The 15758-nt window shown below is 33.9% G+C and carries 13 protein-coding genes; 12 read left to right on the top strand and 1 reads right to left on the bottom strand.

Annotated features, from left to right (window positions below; translation table 11 throughout):
- The first annotated feature begins 548 nt into the window (after positions 1 to 548).
- The 11 genes from RCG25_RS16385 (at position 549) to RCG25_RS16335 (ending at position 14559) form a co-directional block, all read left to right on the top strand.
- Positions 549 to 2108 carry a 3'-5' exonuclease gene (locus RCG25_RS16385; protein ID WP_308079892.1) on the top strand — a complete coding sequence of 520 codons (1560 nt, stop codon included), beginning with the start codon at positions 549 to 551 and terminating at the stop codon, positions 2106 to 2108.
- 46 nt (positions 2109 to 2154) lie between these two features.
- Complete coding sequence (locus tag RCG25_RS16380) at positions 2155 to 4329, top strand: AIPR family protein (RefSeq protein ID WP_308079891.1); 2175 nt, start codon at positions 2155 to 2157, stop codon at positions 4327 to 4329.
- Positions 4330 to 4503: 174 nt separating this feature from the next.
- The gene (locus RCG25_RS16375; RefSeq protein WP_308079890.1) at positions 4504 to 5133 is read left to right on the top strand and encodes a DUF1643 domain-containing protein; all 630 of its coding nucleotides are present in this window, start codon (positions 4504 to 4506) and stop codon (positions 5131 to 5133) included.
- 106 nt (positions 5134 to 5239) lie between these two features.
- Entirely contained in the window at positions 5240 to 7789 is a 2550-nt protein-coding gene (locus RCG25_RS16370; RefSeq protein WP_308079889.1) for an ornithine cyclodeaminase, read from the top strand.
- Between the two features lie 139 nt (positions 7790 to 7928).
- Positions 7929 to 9491: a restriction endonuclease gene (locus tag RCG25_RS16365; protein ID WP_308079888.1), complete on the top strand. Its 1563-nt coding sequence runs from the start codon at positions 7929 to 7931 to the stop codon at positions 9489 to 9491.
- A 568-nt stretch (positions 9492 to 10059) separates the two neighbouring features.
- Positions 10060 to 10188 (top strand): hypothetical protein, encoded by a 129-nt coding sequence (locus tag RCG25_RS16360; protein ID WP_308079887.1) that lies wholly within the window; start codon positions 10060 to 10062, stop codon positions 10186 to 10188.
- 140 nt (positions 10189 to 10328) lie between these two features.
- Positions 10329 to 11216 (top strand): site-specific tyrosine recombinase/integron integrase, encoded by an 888-nt coding sequence (gene xerA / locus RCG25_RS16355; protein ID WP_308079886.1) that lies wholly within the window; start codon positions 10329 to 10331, stop codon positions 11214 to 11216.
- Positions 11217 to 11222: 6 nt separating this feature from the next.
- Complete coding sequence (locus RCG25_RS16350; RefSeq protein ID WP_308079885.1) at positions 11223 to 12053, top strand: tyrosine-type recombinase/integrase; 831 nt, start codon at positions 11223 to 11225, stop codon at positions 12051 to 12053.
- Positions 12054 to 12064: 11 nt separating this feature from the next.
- Positions 12065 to 12946 carry a tyrosine-type recombinase/integrase gene (locus RCG25_RS16345; RefSeq protein ID WP_308079884.1) on the top strand — a complete coding sequence of 294 codons (882 nt, stop codon included), beginning with the start codon at positions 12065 to 12067 and terminating at the stop codon, positions 12944 to 12946.
- Positions 12947 to 12959: 13 nt separating this feature from the next.
- The gene (locus tag RCG25_RS16340) at positions 12960 to 13799 is read left to right on the top strand and encodes a tyrosine-type recombinase/integrase (RefSeq protein WP_308079883.1); all 840 of its coding nucleotides are present in this window, start codon (positions 12960 to 12962) and stop codon (positions 13797 to 13799) included.
- 268 nt (positions 13800 to 14067) lie between these two features.
- Positions 14068 to 14559, top strand: a complete 492-nt coding sequence (locus RCG25_RS16335) for a DUF4367 domain-containing protein (protein ID WP_308079882.1) — start codon at positions 14068 to 14070, stop codon at positions 14557 to 14559.
- Between the two features lie 95 nt (positions 14560 to 14654).
- Here the strand turns inward: RCG25_RS16335 and RCG25_RS16330 are convergent, their stop codons facing one another.
- Positions 14655 to 15173 (bottom strand): TetR/AcrR family transcriptional regulator, encoded by a 519-nt coding sequence (locus RCG25_RS16330; protein WP_308079881.1) that lies wholly within the window; start codon positions 15171 to 15173, stop codon positions 14655 to 14657.
- Positions 15174 to 15290: 117 nt separating this feature from the next.
- Between RCG25_RS16330 and RCG25_RS16325 the strand changes: the two genes are divergently transcribed.
- Positions 15291 to 15638 (top strand): VOC family protein, encoded by a 348-nt coding sequence (locus RCG25_RS16325; RefSeq protein WP_308079880.1) that lies wholly within the window; start codon positions 15291 to 15293, stop codon positions 15636 to 15638.
- The last annotated feature ends 120 nt before the right edge of the window (positions 15639 to 15758 follow it).

Genomic DNA, 15758 nt, shown 5'->3' with positions numbered 1-15758 from the left:
ACATTTAATTACCAACCTGTAAATTAGGTTAACCATGATAAAATTTACAAAAGAGGTGATTTTATGTTTGTTTCACCAATGCTTTTGCATCGTGCTGAGTCCGCATTTAATGATGAAGATTTTATAACCGAATTGTGAAATTGGATGGGATTCGAGTTTATTCATCTAAAGCCAGAAATACAGTGTAGAGTGAAATTTAGAAACTATACAAAACACGGAATGTTAAGGATTCCTTCTTTTGTTGAATATATGTTTTTAAAGTTTTTATCCAATAATAAAATGAATAAAGGACCCAAATGGGTCCTTTATTCATTTTACAAGAAATGTTCAAACCCCTCCACCACACGGAAAAGGAATTGTATTCATGGAACATGGATTTCGACTGTATTTTTACCTATGTTAGTCCAAAAAGAAGCCAACAAGGATTTTATTAGTGAATCCATATTGATAAATAAACTTTCCTAAATTAAGTAAATTAGGGAATATATAGTACTTTTATAGTAAAATAGATATGTATCGTAGTAGTTTTACTATAAGGGAGAGGACCTATGATGTTGCAGGAAAGAATTAACGAAATGGACAGTGGTATCTTAACTATTGAAGGGGATCGAGTTCATGTAATGGGGTTCCGAAACGAAAAAATGTTAATGTCTTTTTTACACAATGGTAAAAAAAATTGGAGTTCCATCGGGCTATATGGTTCTCAAGAGTTAGATTTCAGTAGTATCAAGAACGATGCATTATTTATTGTAATGAGGGACGGAAAAGAAATAGCAAAATATCAATATGTTCCATTACACAAAGAAACAATCAATTACGTTAACGAAGAGGGAAAGAAGGCATCAATGACATTTACCATAAGAAGGGGTGTGTATAGCGACCATTATCATTTTTTTAGCGAAAAAATATCCCGAACTTTTGAAAGTAAAGAATCGATTATCAACTACGTAAAAGAAGAATTTGGAACCATTATTGATTTTTCAATTATGGGAGATGAAACCATGAAAAATATGATATTAGTCGATATTGAAACAGGAGGGTTTGATGTAGATTTAGGGATACTTGAAGTTGCCCTTCTTGTAGTAGAGAACGGTGAAATCGTCCACGAAGAGCATTTGGCTGAAGTGGAAGATCCTTCTTCTATTCATTTAGGAATGGGAGCAGGTTATGCCGATATTTCTGAAGTCCAAACAAAAAAGGAAATCTTCAAAGAGATATTGGCCAAGTATAACTATCCCATTGTTGCCCATAATGTACCTTTTGATAGAAAATTTCTAGTTTACTACGGATGGTTAGATGAAGATTATGAGTGCTTTGACTCCATCCGAGCTATTAAATATGCGAATCCTAATTTATTTTCTTATTCTTTACATTACTTAGCATCCTTTTATGAATTAGAACTTCCTGTGAGCCATATTGCTTTAGATGATGTTAAAACGCTTTTTGAAGTCATTAAACGGTCAGCACCAACTACTTGGCTACCTTTATTTAAAGTTAAACCGAAACAACTAGACCATATCGTTGAAACCATTGCAAAAATTGAAGGGGAGAGTACTATTTTTCAAGGAAAAACGATTGTTTTCACAGGGACAAGCCCATTTCCTAGAGTACTAATGACGGAGATTGCATTAAAGTGTGGAGCAAAAGTCACTGGAAGCGTGTCTCCAAATACAAATTATTTAATTTGCGGCGAAAAACCTGGAAGTAAATTAGAAAAAGCAAAAGAACTTGATATTGAGGTTTTGACAGACATGTGGTTCCTTGATGCCGTTTCAAAGGAATTAAACTTAGATTCTGTTACAATTGAAAAAAATCGAGTTCCAATTCAAAGCAGTTTTTCAGAAGGTCCATATTCGACATCATACAAGAGACTACAAGAATTTAAAGGCAAAATTGTTAATATTGCATGTTTGCCCGCTAGAGTTCAATCTCAAGTTGAAGAAATCTTGAGTTATATGGAAGTTGGAGGACTAAGTAAAGGTTCGAATGGCTACAAAGTTGATTTAATTATTTATTCTGATAACGGCGACTACATGCTTTTAGAAAAGGCAAAATCAATGAACATTCAAACAATACCACTTTCTAAATTCAACAAAATGATTTTGTAAATCCCACTATGACTAAAAATTATAAAATTTTAAGGAGTGGAAACAAATGTTGTTGGATTTACATAAAGAAAATATAATAGGAAACTTTGTAACAGAAGTTGTGGAAGAAATGAATGAAGCTGACCGAACCCTTGATGCTGCTTTTACTCGAATTTCTGCAAAGTGGTTGGGGTACGAATTGGAAGATAATTATTTTGTTGATGGATCTGGGGATAGAGGTTTGGATTTTTGGTATCCAACCGATTCTGGTTTTGACCTATTCCAAGTAAAAACACAAGAAAATTTAGACCCAAATTACATAAGCAATACAAATTTTGATAAAACAGGAGTAATGGATTTAGTCCGAATAAAAAATTATCTTACTGATAAAGATGGCATTCCTGAGCATAATGAACGTTTGAAAAGATTTAAAGAACGGTGGACTCATGTAATTAGTTCAAAAAGATTAGCTGAAAAGGAAAATAATGTTGAAAACTTACCCATATCAGTAAATTTAAATTTAATCCTTATCGGAAATGGCTTAACAAAGCAAGCTAATGATGAGTTTGAAGCCCTTAAACGTTCTTTTCTTGCACCATTCCAGTTTGACGATAAGGTAAAGATTGAATTTAGAGCTAACTTAATTAACGTTTCGCATATTATAGAAGCAAAATGGCGAGAGGAAAATCGAGAATGGAAGAACATAAGTGGTAAAAAACAAAATTGGATTGAATTACGCTGCGAAAATAAGCAAATTCTTAACAATTCCCTTAGTGCCGTTTTTTATTGCCCTGCAATTGATCTTGTTTCAGCATATAACAATTTTGGTTATCAGTTATTTGAGCCAAATGTAAGATGTAATATAAAAAAATCCAAAGTAAATTCGGCAATTAAGGATTCTATTAAGCACCGTGCGTCAAGGAAAGAATTTCGGTACCTAAATAATGGGGTAACTATTATTTGCAACAATTATACTTCCCCTTCAGATAACAGAAAGTGGTTTAGAGTAACAGAACCAGGGATTGTAAATGGACTCCAAACTGTCATATCAATAACAGAAGCTTACAATGCTCTATCTAATGACGAAAAAGAGGACTTTGAAAAAAATTGTTATGTTTTAGTTAGGCTTCTCCTCACAAATGCTGTAAAAAATGTAGATAAAGTCGTTAGAGCGACTAATACTCAAAATAAAATGGAATCTAGAAACTTGCTTTCAAACAACCCTGAACAAATACTGTATGAGAAATTGTTCGCAGAATTGGGTTGGTTTTATGAAAGGAAACAAGGTGCTTGGGATGCATTTGCTATGGACTCAAAAAGATGGAGTACATTAAACAACAAAAGGAAATCGGATTTCCTTATAAATCCTAAACATTTAGGTTCAAAAGCGAGAACAGTTGATAATGAGAGCATTGCTCAAACGTGGATGGCATTTATCGGCTTCTCTGAAGAAGCTGTACATGAAAAATCTAAGATATTCGATAGAGAAGATTGGTATAATTTAATTTTTATGAATCGTCCACAAGAACACGGGTTTGATTATAAATACCATTTACAAACCTTATCTCAAGAATCTTTAAACATAGCACCTACACCTGAACTTTTGCTTGTTTCAAATATTGTAAGAAATTTCGCTAGAAATGTAACACCCTCAGCTAAAGAAAATTTTTCAGCGGCTTGCTTAAGAAACGGTATCGATCCAAGTAAAAAATCTAGAGAAGAAGTAATTGCGGAGTTATCAAAGGATAGTGAGTATCTTTTAGGACTTGCACTTTCAGGAATGTCATTTAATTTCGTAGAATACTTTGGGTATGCTTTATTCCGTGCGTTCGGCCCAAATATATATAACATTGGTCAATCACTTTTGAAAAATGGTGTTATGGCAGACCTATATTTAAAACAATCATATAAGGAAATAAAGGATATTGTTGATAAGGAATTCTTCGATAAAAACGATATTTTATGTGTTTTATGGTATTCATTTAGACATGTAATTAATGAAATGTTGAGTAGTTTTTGGGCAGAAAGTTTCCGTTCAGCTGGTAACAGGTCCAGATTTATCACTCAAAAAGATACTAGAACAAAAATTATTCAAGGTCTAGAAGACTTGCACAAATACACAATAAGGACGCAATATACAAAAATTTGGGCTTCTGGTATTGAAACCGATAAAGGTCTTTTTGGCTTTATCCAAGATAGTCTAATTAATCCTAGACAGAAGATTGGTGTAACAAGGACTTAAAGATACCTAATCAAAACCTATAAGAACCAACACTCATTGACACCGCTATGCAATTAAGGGGGTAGTTATCTGAAGCTTTTATTAAATACATTAATAGAATCTATAATTATTAAATCTAGAGAACAATTTGAAACTGAGTTAAAGGATTGGCTTTTAGAGAAGGGATACAATATATTGCAAAATCATTCCTATGTCCTTCCTAGTTGCTTACCTTCTCCAATCAATGTAGGGAGTGGCATAGCAGTATTTCACTCTGAATATTCTCTGGAACATCCACACCATTCAACATACAGACGATATTTTTTATCCCGTTGTTGGGATAATACCTTACCAATAATGACCTTTTTCGGTATGAACCCAAGTACTGCTTCATCTTGCTCTAATGACGATACTGTTGAATTTATGATTAAGGTTGCAAAATACAATGGATTTGGTTCCTTATTTGTGGTTAATACAAGTCCCTACATTAAGAGCGGTGAAACAAAAAAAGAAGATTTTGTAGTGGATAATGAAACATGGGAGTATATTCAATTTGCTGTTCAGCAAGCGAGTTTGGTGGTATTGGCTTGGGGAGGAAAGGGACAGAAATATGGTATTCCTACCTTAACAAGAGACTATCCACTAAGAGATTTATTAGCTGCCAATTCAGAAAATCTAAGATTATTTGAGTGGGGAGGACTTAGCACAACTCAAAAATTCCCTAAGCATCCTCTACAAAGAGATCCTTTTAGCAAGGACCATAAATTACTGACTTTTACGTTAGATGACTTTAATGCTATTATTCCTCGCTCAAATAAAATTTAAAACTGGATAAGAAATTAAAATAATTTGTTTATAGAAATATAGTTAAATTTCTTGGAATGAATATTATTATGTGTAATTCCTTATAAAAATTTAAGGAGGGGTATGAGTGAGCATAATAAAATCCTTAAAGAATATGTTAACAACTACAAACGGGACTCACCCGTCCGAAAAGAGTGGAACCCAAGTTATCAAGCAGAATAAGTACTACAAGACAACACATAAACACCTTTTTAACTTTGTTCAGAGTTTCCCGTTGAAAACTGAGACAGAGGATAATTGGGATAAGTTTTTTACCATAGAAAAGAACGATCCAAAATTAATTGGGTTTGAAAAGCGGTCTAAAAAGAAGTTCCGCCTTCTTTATAAATCGAATGAACAATTCGTCGTTTATGCTGCCTACATAATTGAGATCGTAAATAAGGACAATGTAAAACGGGTTATCTTAAAGGATACACCTATTGAGAAAATGTCTATTGTGGCTGCCAATGATAGAAATGTAATATTGCGTGATAAGGAAAATATTGCTTACATCAACTTGGAAAGTGGCATAGCATATGTCTATCATTTTGATTGGCAACCTTTTTCGAGTGCAGTAGGGGACAATTTTTGGTTGGTAGGTACAAGGCAAACTTATGAGGGTCCTGGTGAGTTATACATGTTCGGTACTAACGGTGAATTGAAATGGGGGATCAGCTTCACTGAGCCCCCTATGGATACAATGTTTGGGCCTGTTCATTTCACTACCTACCATTTAAAAGTATCAGACGACTACAGTGACATTTTTGTTTCCAGTATGGATAAGCTTTATAGACTTATCCCAAATGGAGAACTTAAGGCGAGAATAGCCATTTCTGAACTTAAGGAAGAGGAATTAAGAAGAAAACATGAGGAGACTCAAAGAGCATTATCGGTTCCGCCCAAAAATAGGGATGAAGCTATAAACAGAATAGCTCAACAAATCGGCGAGCAGTTTATTGCTGGCTTTAGCCGTTTGACGTTCCATTCTCCCTTCACAGGATTTGCTCACGACCCATCAACGGATATGCTATTTATTTTGGAATATGAGGGAAGGGTAACAGGCTGGGACTCAAATGGAAGGCTTATATGGACCAATACCTTTAAAGAAAAGGGAAGGTACATAGCATGGATTGATAATAAGTTGGTGCTTTCTTTTGTTACAGGAGAGACTCTTTGGTTAGACCGAAATGGATTTTTCGTATATGGAGCAAAACTGCCAAAAGAGGCATGGACAATTTCTCCGATTCCTAATCAAAACAAATATTTAATCGTTTGCCAAGACAATCGTTTATATGAACTAGATAAAGATAGCGGCGGAATTATTCCTGGGACTGCAGGACATCCTGGAATGGAGTTATTTACGATTGCAGGTCATAATATCTTTTTTGACGGAGAAGGAAATAAAGCGGGTTATTTTTGGCTTTCTCCTCTTGGGCATAAGTGGGGAATCTTTGAACGAACTGAAATTAATGGAACAAACCATCCAAAAAATATGTCAACTAGTGTTGCTCCAGAAATAAAAGAAGTTAAGCCATTTAAATTACTGTGGGAAATTAAGAGTCCAACTGAAGATGGTTTCTTTGGTAAAAGGATAGTAGATTTTAATAACCAACGGATATATGTGAGTGAGCGTCCAAAAGTAGATGCCAGAAAAATTTATGACACGGTGAAGGATGAAGAAGAAAGACGAAAATATTTTGATGCACAAGACTTAGTATGTCTTGATTTTAAGCAAAATAGATTGTGGTCAAAACGTTTTTACAACTATTTGTTTTCAGTATTCTTAAGCCCAGATAAAGAGCACATATTTATAGGGGTTCCGCTAAAGACGAACATTTCTTATGAACCTGGGTTTATTGTAGTCCTTAACAAAAATGGAGTGGAAGAAGGGAAAATTAAAGCACCAGCACACGGATTCCATATTGAATTTGTTTCAAATAATGAAGGTATTATTCACTTTACAGTTGATCGAGGTGAAGAACCAAAAATATATCAGTTCGTAAAAGATAATATGGGAAATTGGAAACTAGGTCAGCGAATGAATAAAGACCAACTGCAAGATGAGTTTGGAGCTGGAATATCACAACTTAACACAAGTAATTTTTCGCTTATCAGGACGGATAAAAAGAAGTATAAAGGGTATTTCGGCGGAAGAGAGCATGAATTAAAAGTGAATGCTGCGATATATGAGGCTTATAAAGTTGGGCAAAATAACCTATTAGCAAGAGTGGGCAATAAAACAATTACTTATTTTGACCAAGAGTTTAATAAACTTTGGGAGATTAAAACAGAAAATGCTGTATCTAGTGTTATATTAGGGATAAATACTTTTATCATCGTATCAAAGGACGATATTGTAGCCTACAATATAGCCGATGGTCAACAGAATTGGAAGATGGCAGCTCCTCCAAAATCACGTGTTAACAAAGTGTATTGGTCGCATAGAATGATTACTTTTATATGGCAATGTGGAAATGAACAAGAATTCTATGTTGCAACGGTTAATGAACAAGGGATTATGCGTAATAGTCAACTATTTAAGGACTTAACGTTCTACAACGATACAGTATTCAGTCAAGAACAAAATACCTTCATTATCCAAAAGTCGAAATCAATTGAAGGATATAAAATATATTGAATCCAAAGGGCATCTGGTAATTAACAGATGCCTTTTTTGTTTTTAAAAAAGCGCTCTGAATATTCCAAAATTTGTATATTGATTCTCGTTATATTACTATTTATTTCAATAATAGGTGATTCGATGGAGGGAATTTAATATGGCATCACAGTATCCTTACCAAAAAACCATCTCCAACACTCATTTAGGAGTTAGCAAAACAATAAAAGCCAAAACTTCGGTTGAGTTAGATAACAAAGTAAAAGAACAAATGGAAAAGTGGAAAATACAAGTGGGAAAATTGAAAAGCAAAAATAAAGAGGAAAAAGATTTATTGAAAGCCGAAGCACTTACTAATGAAGCGGATCAGTTAATTAATGAATACCGAAACTTACTAATAAATTCGGCAAAAATAACCCATGAAGTAAACTGGGACAACCTTTTAATAAAAAAGGAGTTTGAACCATTCATATTTAATGATGTTGCACCAAAATTAGAAGAGTATTTTAAGAAGCACAAGGTACCTGGCACATCGTTTTGGGAGGACCTCTTACCATTTATAAAAAACTCCCGTCTTAAGATTGAGGAGGCTGCTAGATTAGATTATGAAAGGGAATATAGCCTATATAGAGAAAGGAAGGAAAAGCTTTATCAAAAATATCTAGAAGAGCAGTCAATTTTTGAAGCGGGTAAAAACAGTCATAATGAATCAATTCTAAAAATTAAAAATGGTCTTATTGAAGGGGATAAACAGGCAATTTGTGAACATTGCGATTTAGTCATAAGGAGAGCACCTTTACCGAACGACTTTAATCCAAAGTTTGAGATTAATTATATAGAGCAAATGAAAACCTTAATCGTTGATTATACGCTGCCCACGCCTGATAGGATGCCAAGAGTTATTGAATATAAATACATCAAAACCAAAAAAGAAATAGCTGAAAAATTAATGAATCAGAAAGAATTTGATTCATTTTATGATAATGTCATTTACCAGCTGTCGTTAAAGACGATTCATGAACTTTTTAGTAGTGATACTCAAAACAACATTAATACAATTGTTTTTAATGGTATTGTTCATGGGACTAGCCCAGCTACTGGCAATTATTTTACATCGTGCATTATAACTCAAAGTGTTGAGAAAGAGGATTATCAACCCTTAAATTTAGAAAGAGTGAACCCTAAAGAGTGTTTTCGAAAGTTAAAGGGTCTTTCAATTGGTGCATTAAAAGACATGGCACCTGTGAAACCCTTTATGGAATTTACAAAAAACGAAAAAAGATTTGTTGAATCCAAAGACATTTTAATAGGGGTGGAAAATATCCCAAATATCTCTAAAATGCCCTGGGAGGACTTTGAGCATCTAGTACGTGGTCTATTTGAGCGGATGTTTTCTATTAATGGGAGCGAGGTAAGAACCACAAAAGCGAGCAGGGATGGCGGAGTGGATGTAATTGTCTATGATCCTGATCCAATTCGTGGAGGAGTATTTGTTGTACAAGCTAAGAGATATAATAATGTTGTACCAGTTTCCGCTGTAAGAGACCTTTATGGAACCATGATTAATGAGGGTGCTGTAAAGGGATTATTAGTGACCACTAGTTATTTTGGAAACGATAGCCATAAATTTGTGAAGGACAAGCCTATTACCTTAATTGATGGTTCATATTTAATGGAACTTTTTCAAAAACATGGTTATACCGTAAAAATAGCCAATGAATAAGAATCACATTTTGATATACTACAAAGACATTGAAAGAAAGAAAACCCAAAAATAATATGTGTGAACGTTTCTGAATGGTGGGAAAATCCCACCATTTCTTTTTATAGGCTTTAGAGACTTTTTTGCCTAATATTGATTATTTTGCTCCTGATCATAATGATTCATATTATCCTCTAAGTTGTCTTGGTATGAGTTCTCCCTCTGAACTAAGAATATTTCAATCAATTTACTTTAATTGGAATCAGTCAGTTAAAATGGATTTTATTGTTATATTGGATAACTGGAACAAATCATATTGTTTGTGCTTTAAAGGAATTTAGAGGTATGGATATTTATGGAAAAGTAAAAGGCGATGTAAAAAAACGCTGCAACACTATTTTAAAGAAATGAAAAGTTAGGAGATTAATATGCAAAGTTCCAATAGTATTCCTTTTAATTTATATGACCATATTGCAGTGCAATTCCCAGGTGCAATTTTTCTCGGTTATATAGTTTTCATCACGAATAAAGTATTCCAAATTAATAACTTAAAAAATGTAATTTAAAAATCTTAAATAATGAGCCGGATATGCCAGTGGATAATATTGCTCAAATGGTTGTAGTAGATATTTCGCTTCTTCACAAGGCCAAACTGAATTTAAAAGGAGGAGCGTTTATTATTTTGAAGATTGAATTACAGGTGATTCGCAAAAAGTAAAAACAAAATTAATATTACTGATTAGAATTGTCCCCTTATATTATTTGTTTTATATTACATCTTATTAAAAATGTTTATAAAAAGATAAATTAGTTAAAGATTATTATAGGTTAGCATTAAAAAAGAGATGAGGTTAACAAATGAAAGAATCAAGAGATTACTGGAAGATTAACCTTGAGGATGAATCAACAAGGGCTGTTCTGGATGAATATTTGTTAGGTTTAAAACTTGAAAATAAAGCAGAACGAACAATAAGAAATTATCGTTGGTTTTTAGAACGTTTCTTTAGTGAGTGTACAGTTCCTTTAAAACTATTAACATCTGAAGATGTGAGAAAGTATTTTAATCATTTCACAAAGAATAAAAAGGAAAAGACCGTGGACGCTTACCTATCGGCACTTTCTTCATTTTTTCAATTTTGCCTCGCTGAAGAGTATATAGAAAATGTAATTATCAAAAAAAGATGGAGACCCAAAATTCCAATCTCCTTACCCAAGTATTTAAATGAGAAGGAGTTTGCTAGGATGAAAATTGCGGCAGAAAATTTGGCTCCTCGTGATCGTGCGCTGATACTATTTTTATTTTCGTCAGGATGCAGAAGTTCAGAAGTTTCTAATCTATCTATTAAAGATGTCAATTTAGAAAAAAGAACTGCAGAGGTAACGGGAAAAGGAAAAAGAATTAGAAAGGTACATTTTTCTGAAGAGTGTGCAATTGTAATGAGAGAGTATTTACAAACAAGAACCTATAGTGGGGAAGATCCATTATTTTTGGATAATTCAGGTCAACGAATGCAAACAAATTCAATTTATTACATTACAAGAAAAATCGGTAAAATGGCCGGACTACAACAATCGGTACATCCACATTGTTGTCGCCATACATTTGCTACAAACATGCTTGCAAGAGGGGCCACCATTGAATTAATTGCAGATGAATTGGGACATGTAAATTTAAATACAACTCGAATATATGCAAGTATTCTAACAGAAGACATTATTTTATCTTATCAAAATATTATGGGGTAGATAACTATGAATCAAAAAGTAATAAAATCTTTTTTTGATGATCATCAATCTAGGTTTAGTCTAGAAACAATTAGAAGTTATAGACTTTCACTCAAACAATTCTTTAGCTTTTGTGTAAAGAACTATAATGAGGTTAAAGCAACTGATATAAGAGCTTGGCTTGCTTCAATGGAGGAAAAAAGTCTTAAAAAAAGCACCCTTCATATTAAACTTTCGGGTTTGAAATCTTTTTACCAATATTGTATGGAAGAGAATCTACTAAAGAAAAATCCAATGTTAACGATTAAAACCCCCAAAAAAGATGATGTCCTACCATACTACTTAAGTAAGCGTCAGTTTGCCCAACTGCAAGAATTAACACGAAACAATTACCAATTTCGCCCCATCGTAGAAACCCTATATTCTACAGGAGTAAGGGTTAGTGAGTTATTAGAAATCCAACTAGAAGACATTAAATGGGATACCCGGCAAATTTGGATAAGAAAAGGTAAAGGAACTAAAGAACGTTTTGTACTTTTTTCACACGATTGTGCGGAACGTTTAAAGATGTACTTGGAAAAGCGAGAAACAGAAAGCATTTTTTTATTTGCAAATCGAAGAGGGGGGAAACTACACAGAGAATATATACAAAAAAACTTTCGTAAGTTTTCTGAATCTCTTGGGTTTAAGGTGGCCCCCCATATTTTACGCCATACATTTGCAGCACACTTAGCAGAAAAAAATATGCCTCAAAGTTACATCCAGGATTTACTGGGGCATGTTGATATTAATAGTACTCGGATTTATACACGGTTAATGGAACATGCACGTAAAAAACAATATGATCTTTATCATTAGGGGTGAAAAGAGTGGACAATTACTGGGAGTTAACTAAAGACTTACCGAATGAAATCAATCAGGAAATCATCGGAGAATTTTTATTAAGTTTGAAAGTATCGAACCGAAGCCAAATAACAATAACTACCTATCGGAATTTTTTAGAGCTTTTCTTTGGAGAAATGAGAGAACCATATACTTTCTTGGAGTCCAATACAATACTAGAATGGTTTAAAAATAATGGTGGCCATTATAGTGAAGCAACGTTGAGACTCCGTTTAAGTATTCTTTCTTCATTTTATAAGTTTTGCATAAGTGAGGATTATATAGACAGCTCCCCAATAAAAAGCCGGTGGTTTCCTCGTCTTCCACAGTCACTTCCTAAGTATTTGGAGAAAGAGGAAATTGCTAAAATTCGCAATCATAGCGAATTTACCTCACTTCGAAATCAGGCGCTGGTAGAATTTATGCTAACAACGGGATGCCGTGTAAGAGAAGTAAGTGAACTGAATCGGGAAGACGTGGATCTTGAAAACCGAACAGCACATGTTGTAGGCAAAGGAAAAAAGATCCGATACGTACATTTCACTGAGAAGTGTGCTCTCTTATTGGAACGTTATTTTGCATTAGTACCAGATTCTCCAAAGCCGCTTTTTGTCACCTCTACAGGAAAACGCTTAAATGTTCGACCGATCCAGAAACTTTTAAAGAAGTTAGGAGAGAGCGCAAATCTGAAGACCAATCTAAACCCCCATCGACTACGTCATACTTTTGCAACAGAATTATTGTCAAAAGGGGCAGATTTATCGTTTATTGGGGATGAGTTGGGTCATAGCGATGTGAGTACTACTCAAATCTATGCTAGACTCCCCAAGAGGGAGATAATTGCGCTTTACCGAAAATATATGGGATAAGGGGAAAGGGATCTTGATAACCACAGAAATTTGTTTGAAGCGATTTAAGGATGATTATAGTTTTCGCTTAGAAGAAAGCACAGTGAAACAGTATATATTAGCAGTGGAACAATTAATAACTTATTGTGATAAACCATTTACTAAAATTAATTCGAAAGAAATTAGGAGATGGATGTTTTCATTGGAATTAAAAGAATATAAAGCAGGTTCTTTGAAAACTAAATTAGCTGGTGTCAAGCTGTTTTTTAAATATTGCATAGAAGAAGGTTTACTTACTAAAGATCCAGTGAAAAATATCCCGTTTCCCGAAGTGGAGGATAAACTACCGAGTTATCTTCAAAGTGATGAACTAATTCAATTGCGCGAATTAGTCAAAGGACAGATTGAGGAAAGAGCAGTTATTGAGGTGCTTTATTCCACGGGAGTGCGCCTTATGGAGTTAGTTGAAATAAAAAAAGAGGACATCAATTGGCATGAACGCATAATTACGATACCAAAAGGGAAACGTAAAAAAGAGCGCATTGTGTTATTTACACGTGAGTGTGCGGAACATCTGAAAGCCTATTTAGACGTACGTGAGGATACACTTCCGTTTGTTTTTGTAAATACTACAAGTACAGGCTCCATGTGTCCGCGTACCGTTCAATTAAATTTTCAAACCTATACAAAAAAGCTAGGTATTCACATGTCACCACATACATTACGCCATACATTTGCTGCCCATTTAGCAAAGAAGGGCATGCCATTGGAATGTATCCAGGTTCTATTAGGCCATAACGGTCCACATCAAACCCAGCTGTATGCTCGCTTATATCATCAAGCAAGAAAAGAGATATATGATCAATGGATGTAAGCGGATAGGAAAAGAGGGAACTATTCGTATAACACCAATTAACGCTTCAATAACTTCGTATAAAAATGTCTTAAACCCTTGGTACATATGGGATTAGACATTTTTTTTATTATATCATAATTAAGGTTAAGAAGGATTAACGCTTATTTTAAGAATTAACGCTTATTTTTGCGGAAATTCCTTAACTAACGGAGCAGAATAGTTTAAAAAGCAAACTTGGATTGGAAATACTACTAAGTAGAAATCCATACGAAATGAAGTGGTGTAATTGAAGAGTATATTACGTTTTATAGTGGTCTTTATTTTAATTTCAAGTGTAAACTTAGAAGCTCAAGCAAAAGAAATTAGTATTTCTGAACTTAAGGAAAAGGTTGACTTTAAAGTTCTTTTCCCTAAGCAGATACCTATCAATTGGTCATTAGAAATAAAGACTTATCCTTGGGGAGAAAAAGATAATATTACCCATTTTAGATTACATTATATAGAGAAAGAAGATAAGTATCTGATGATTGGTATCGAAGAAAGAAAGGCATCTGAAGGAATGGAAAAGAAGAAGCAAAATGGAGAAGAGATAAATATAAACGGTAATATTGGTTACTTTCAAGAATGGGCTGACAATGGCAAATTAGATAGAAATGGGCATTTAATTTCTGGTGGAATACTTTCTTGGATACAAGAAGGGACATACATAGAAATGGATAGCTCGAATGTTGAAAAGGACAAGATAATCGAAATTGCAAAGTCAATGAAATTGAACTAATGGGGGGCTGATCCAGGCAGGATTAACCGCCTTTTTTGTTGAACTCCTTATTGAACAAACGGGCAGGTTAGTTTAACAAGAAAAGAGGGAACTTTTTATTTAAGTTCCCTTTTAAATATCCATTTAATTAAATTTTTTCCTTGTTCAATACTAATATGCCCGTTTGATATTACCTTTAAGATAGAACGCCAAGATGAGATTAATATGGTCTCTAACGGTAAAGTTTTATTTGTATTTATCTTAGCTAGAAATTGCTCTATTTTATCTGTTTTATTGTAAGGAACTTCTTCACTAATCAATCTGCAAATATTAAATTTAACCGCAAAGTCTATACCAGTGATAAGTGCAGCCTCCAATGCTTTATCCGAATCTTCGAATAAAGAAGTAGCTCCCTCCATTCTATCAATAATTCTTTGTTCCATTTCGTTTCTAATAACTTCATATAACTTTGCTTTGGAACCAAAATGGTGGTAAACCGCACCTGTGGTCATATTAGCTTTGGTTGCTAATTCCGTGATATTTACTTCTTCATAACTCTTACTGCTGAATTCCTCTAATGCTACTTTAATTAAAATTTCTTTACTTGAACCTGGTATTGGTATCCATTCCTTCATAATTTAATCATAACATATTGACATAACCGACGTAAATAGATTATGTTATACATAATCAACTTACGATATACATAATTGATTTATGTGGCTGTAAATTTATTTAGGGGAGGAAGCAGTATGAAATTAACTTTTTTGTTCCATCCAGTAAAAAATCTTAAGGATTCAATAGAGTTTTATAGAGATACATTAGGTTTTGAAGAATCCTGGCGTGAAGGAGAACATACAGCCGCATTAAAACTGCCTGGTTCAGATGTTCAATTAATGTTGGAAGATGAGGACGAGAATGATGGATTACCAGCAGGTGGAATATTTTTGGTTGAAAGTGTGGACCAATATTATGCGGAGAATAATGGGAAACTAGTATTTATAAAGGAGCCAATTGATATTCCACCAGGACGCTATGCTATATACCAAGATAATTCTGGTAACCCAATTAGGATTCTTGATTTTTCTAAGGATAAATAAGCATTTACTGTGAACTCGTCAAATTTGACGAGTTTATTTATTTTATGTCTTTTTAAGGAGGATTCGGTTTATCTTGAACTAACGGGGGCAAGAGTGAAATAAGTAACGCATTCAAGATAC

It is taken from the genome of Neobacillus sp. PS2-9 (genome assembly GCF_030915525.1).
Classification (GTDB): Bacteria; Bacillota; Bacilli; order Bacillales; family Cytobacillaceae; genus Neobacillus.
This window is presented reverse-complemented; position numbering and strand designations above follow the sequence as displayed.

Bases quoted from the DNA above. Each gene is read 5' to 3' on its own strand.
- RCG25_RS16385 (WP_308079892.1), top strand. From the start codon at position 549: ATGATGTTGCAGGAAAGAATTAACGAAATGGACAGTGGTATCTTAACT.
- RCG25_RS16380 (WP_308079891.1), top strand. From the start codon at position 2,155: ATGTTGTTGGATTTACATAAAGAAAATATAATAGGAAACTTTGTAACA.
- RCG25_RS16365 (WP_308079888.1), top strand. From the start codon at position 7,929: ATGGCATCACAGTATCCTTACCAAAAAACCATCTCCAACACTCATTTA.
- RCG25_RS16360 (WP_308079887.1), top strand. From the start codon at position 10,060: ATGCCAGTGGATAATATTGCTCAAATGGTTGTAGTAGATATTTCGCTT.
- xerA (WP_308079886.1), top strand. From the start codon at position 10,329: ATGAAAGAATCAAGAGATTACTGGAAGATTAACCTTGAGGATGAATCA.
- RCG25_RS16350 (WP_308079885.1), top strand. From the start codon at position 11,223: ATGAATCAAAAAGTAATAAAATCTTTTTTTGATGATCATCAATCTAGG.
- RCG25_RS16330 (WP_308079881.1), bottom strand. From the start codon at position 15,173: ATGAAGGAATGGATACCAATACCAGGTTCAAGTAAAGAAATTTTAATT.
- RCG25_RS16325 (WP_308079880.1), top strand. From the start codon at position 15,291: ATGAAATTAACTTTTTTGTTCCATCCAGTAAAAAATCTTAAGGATTCA.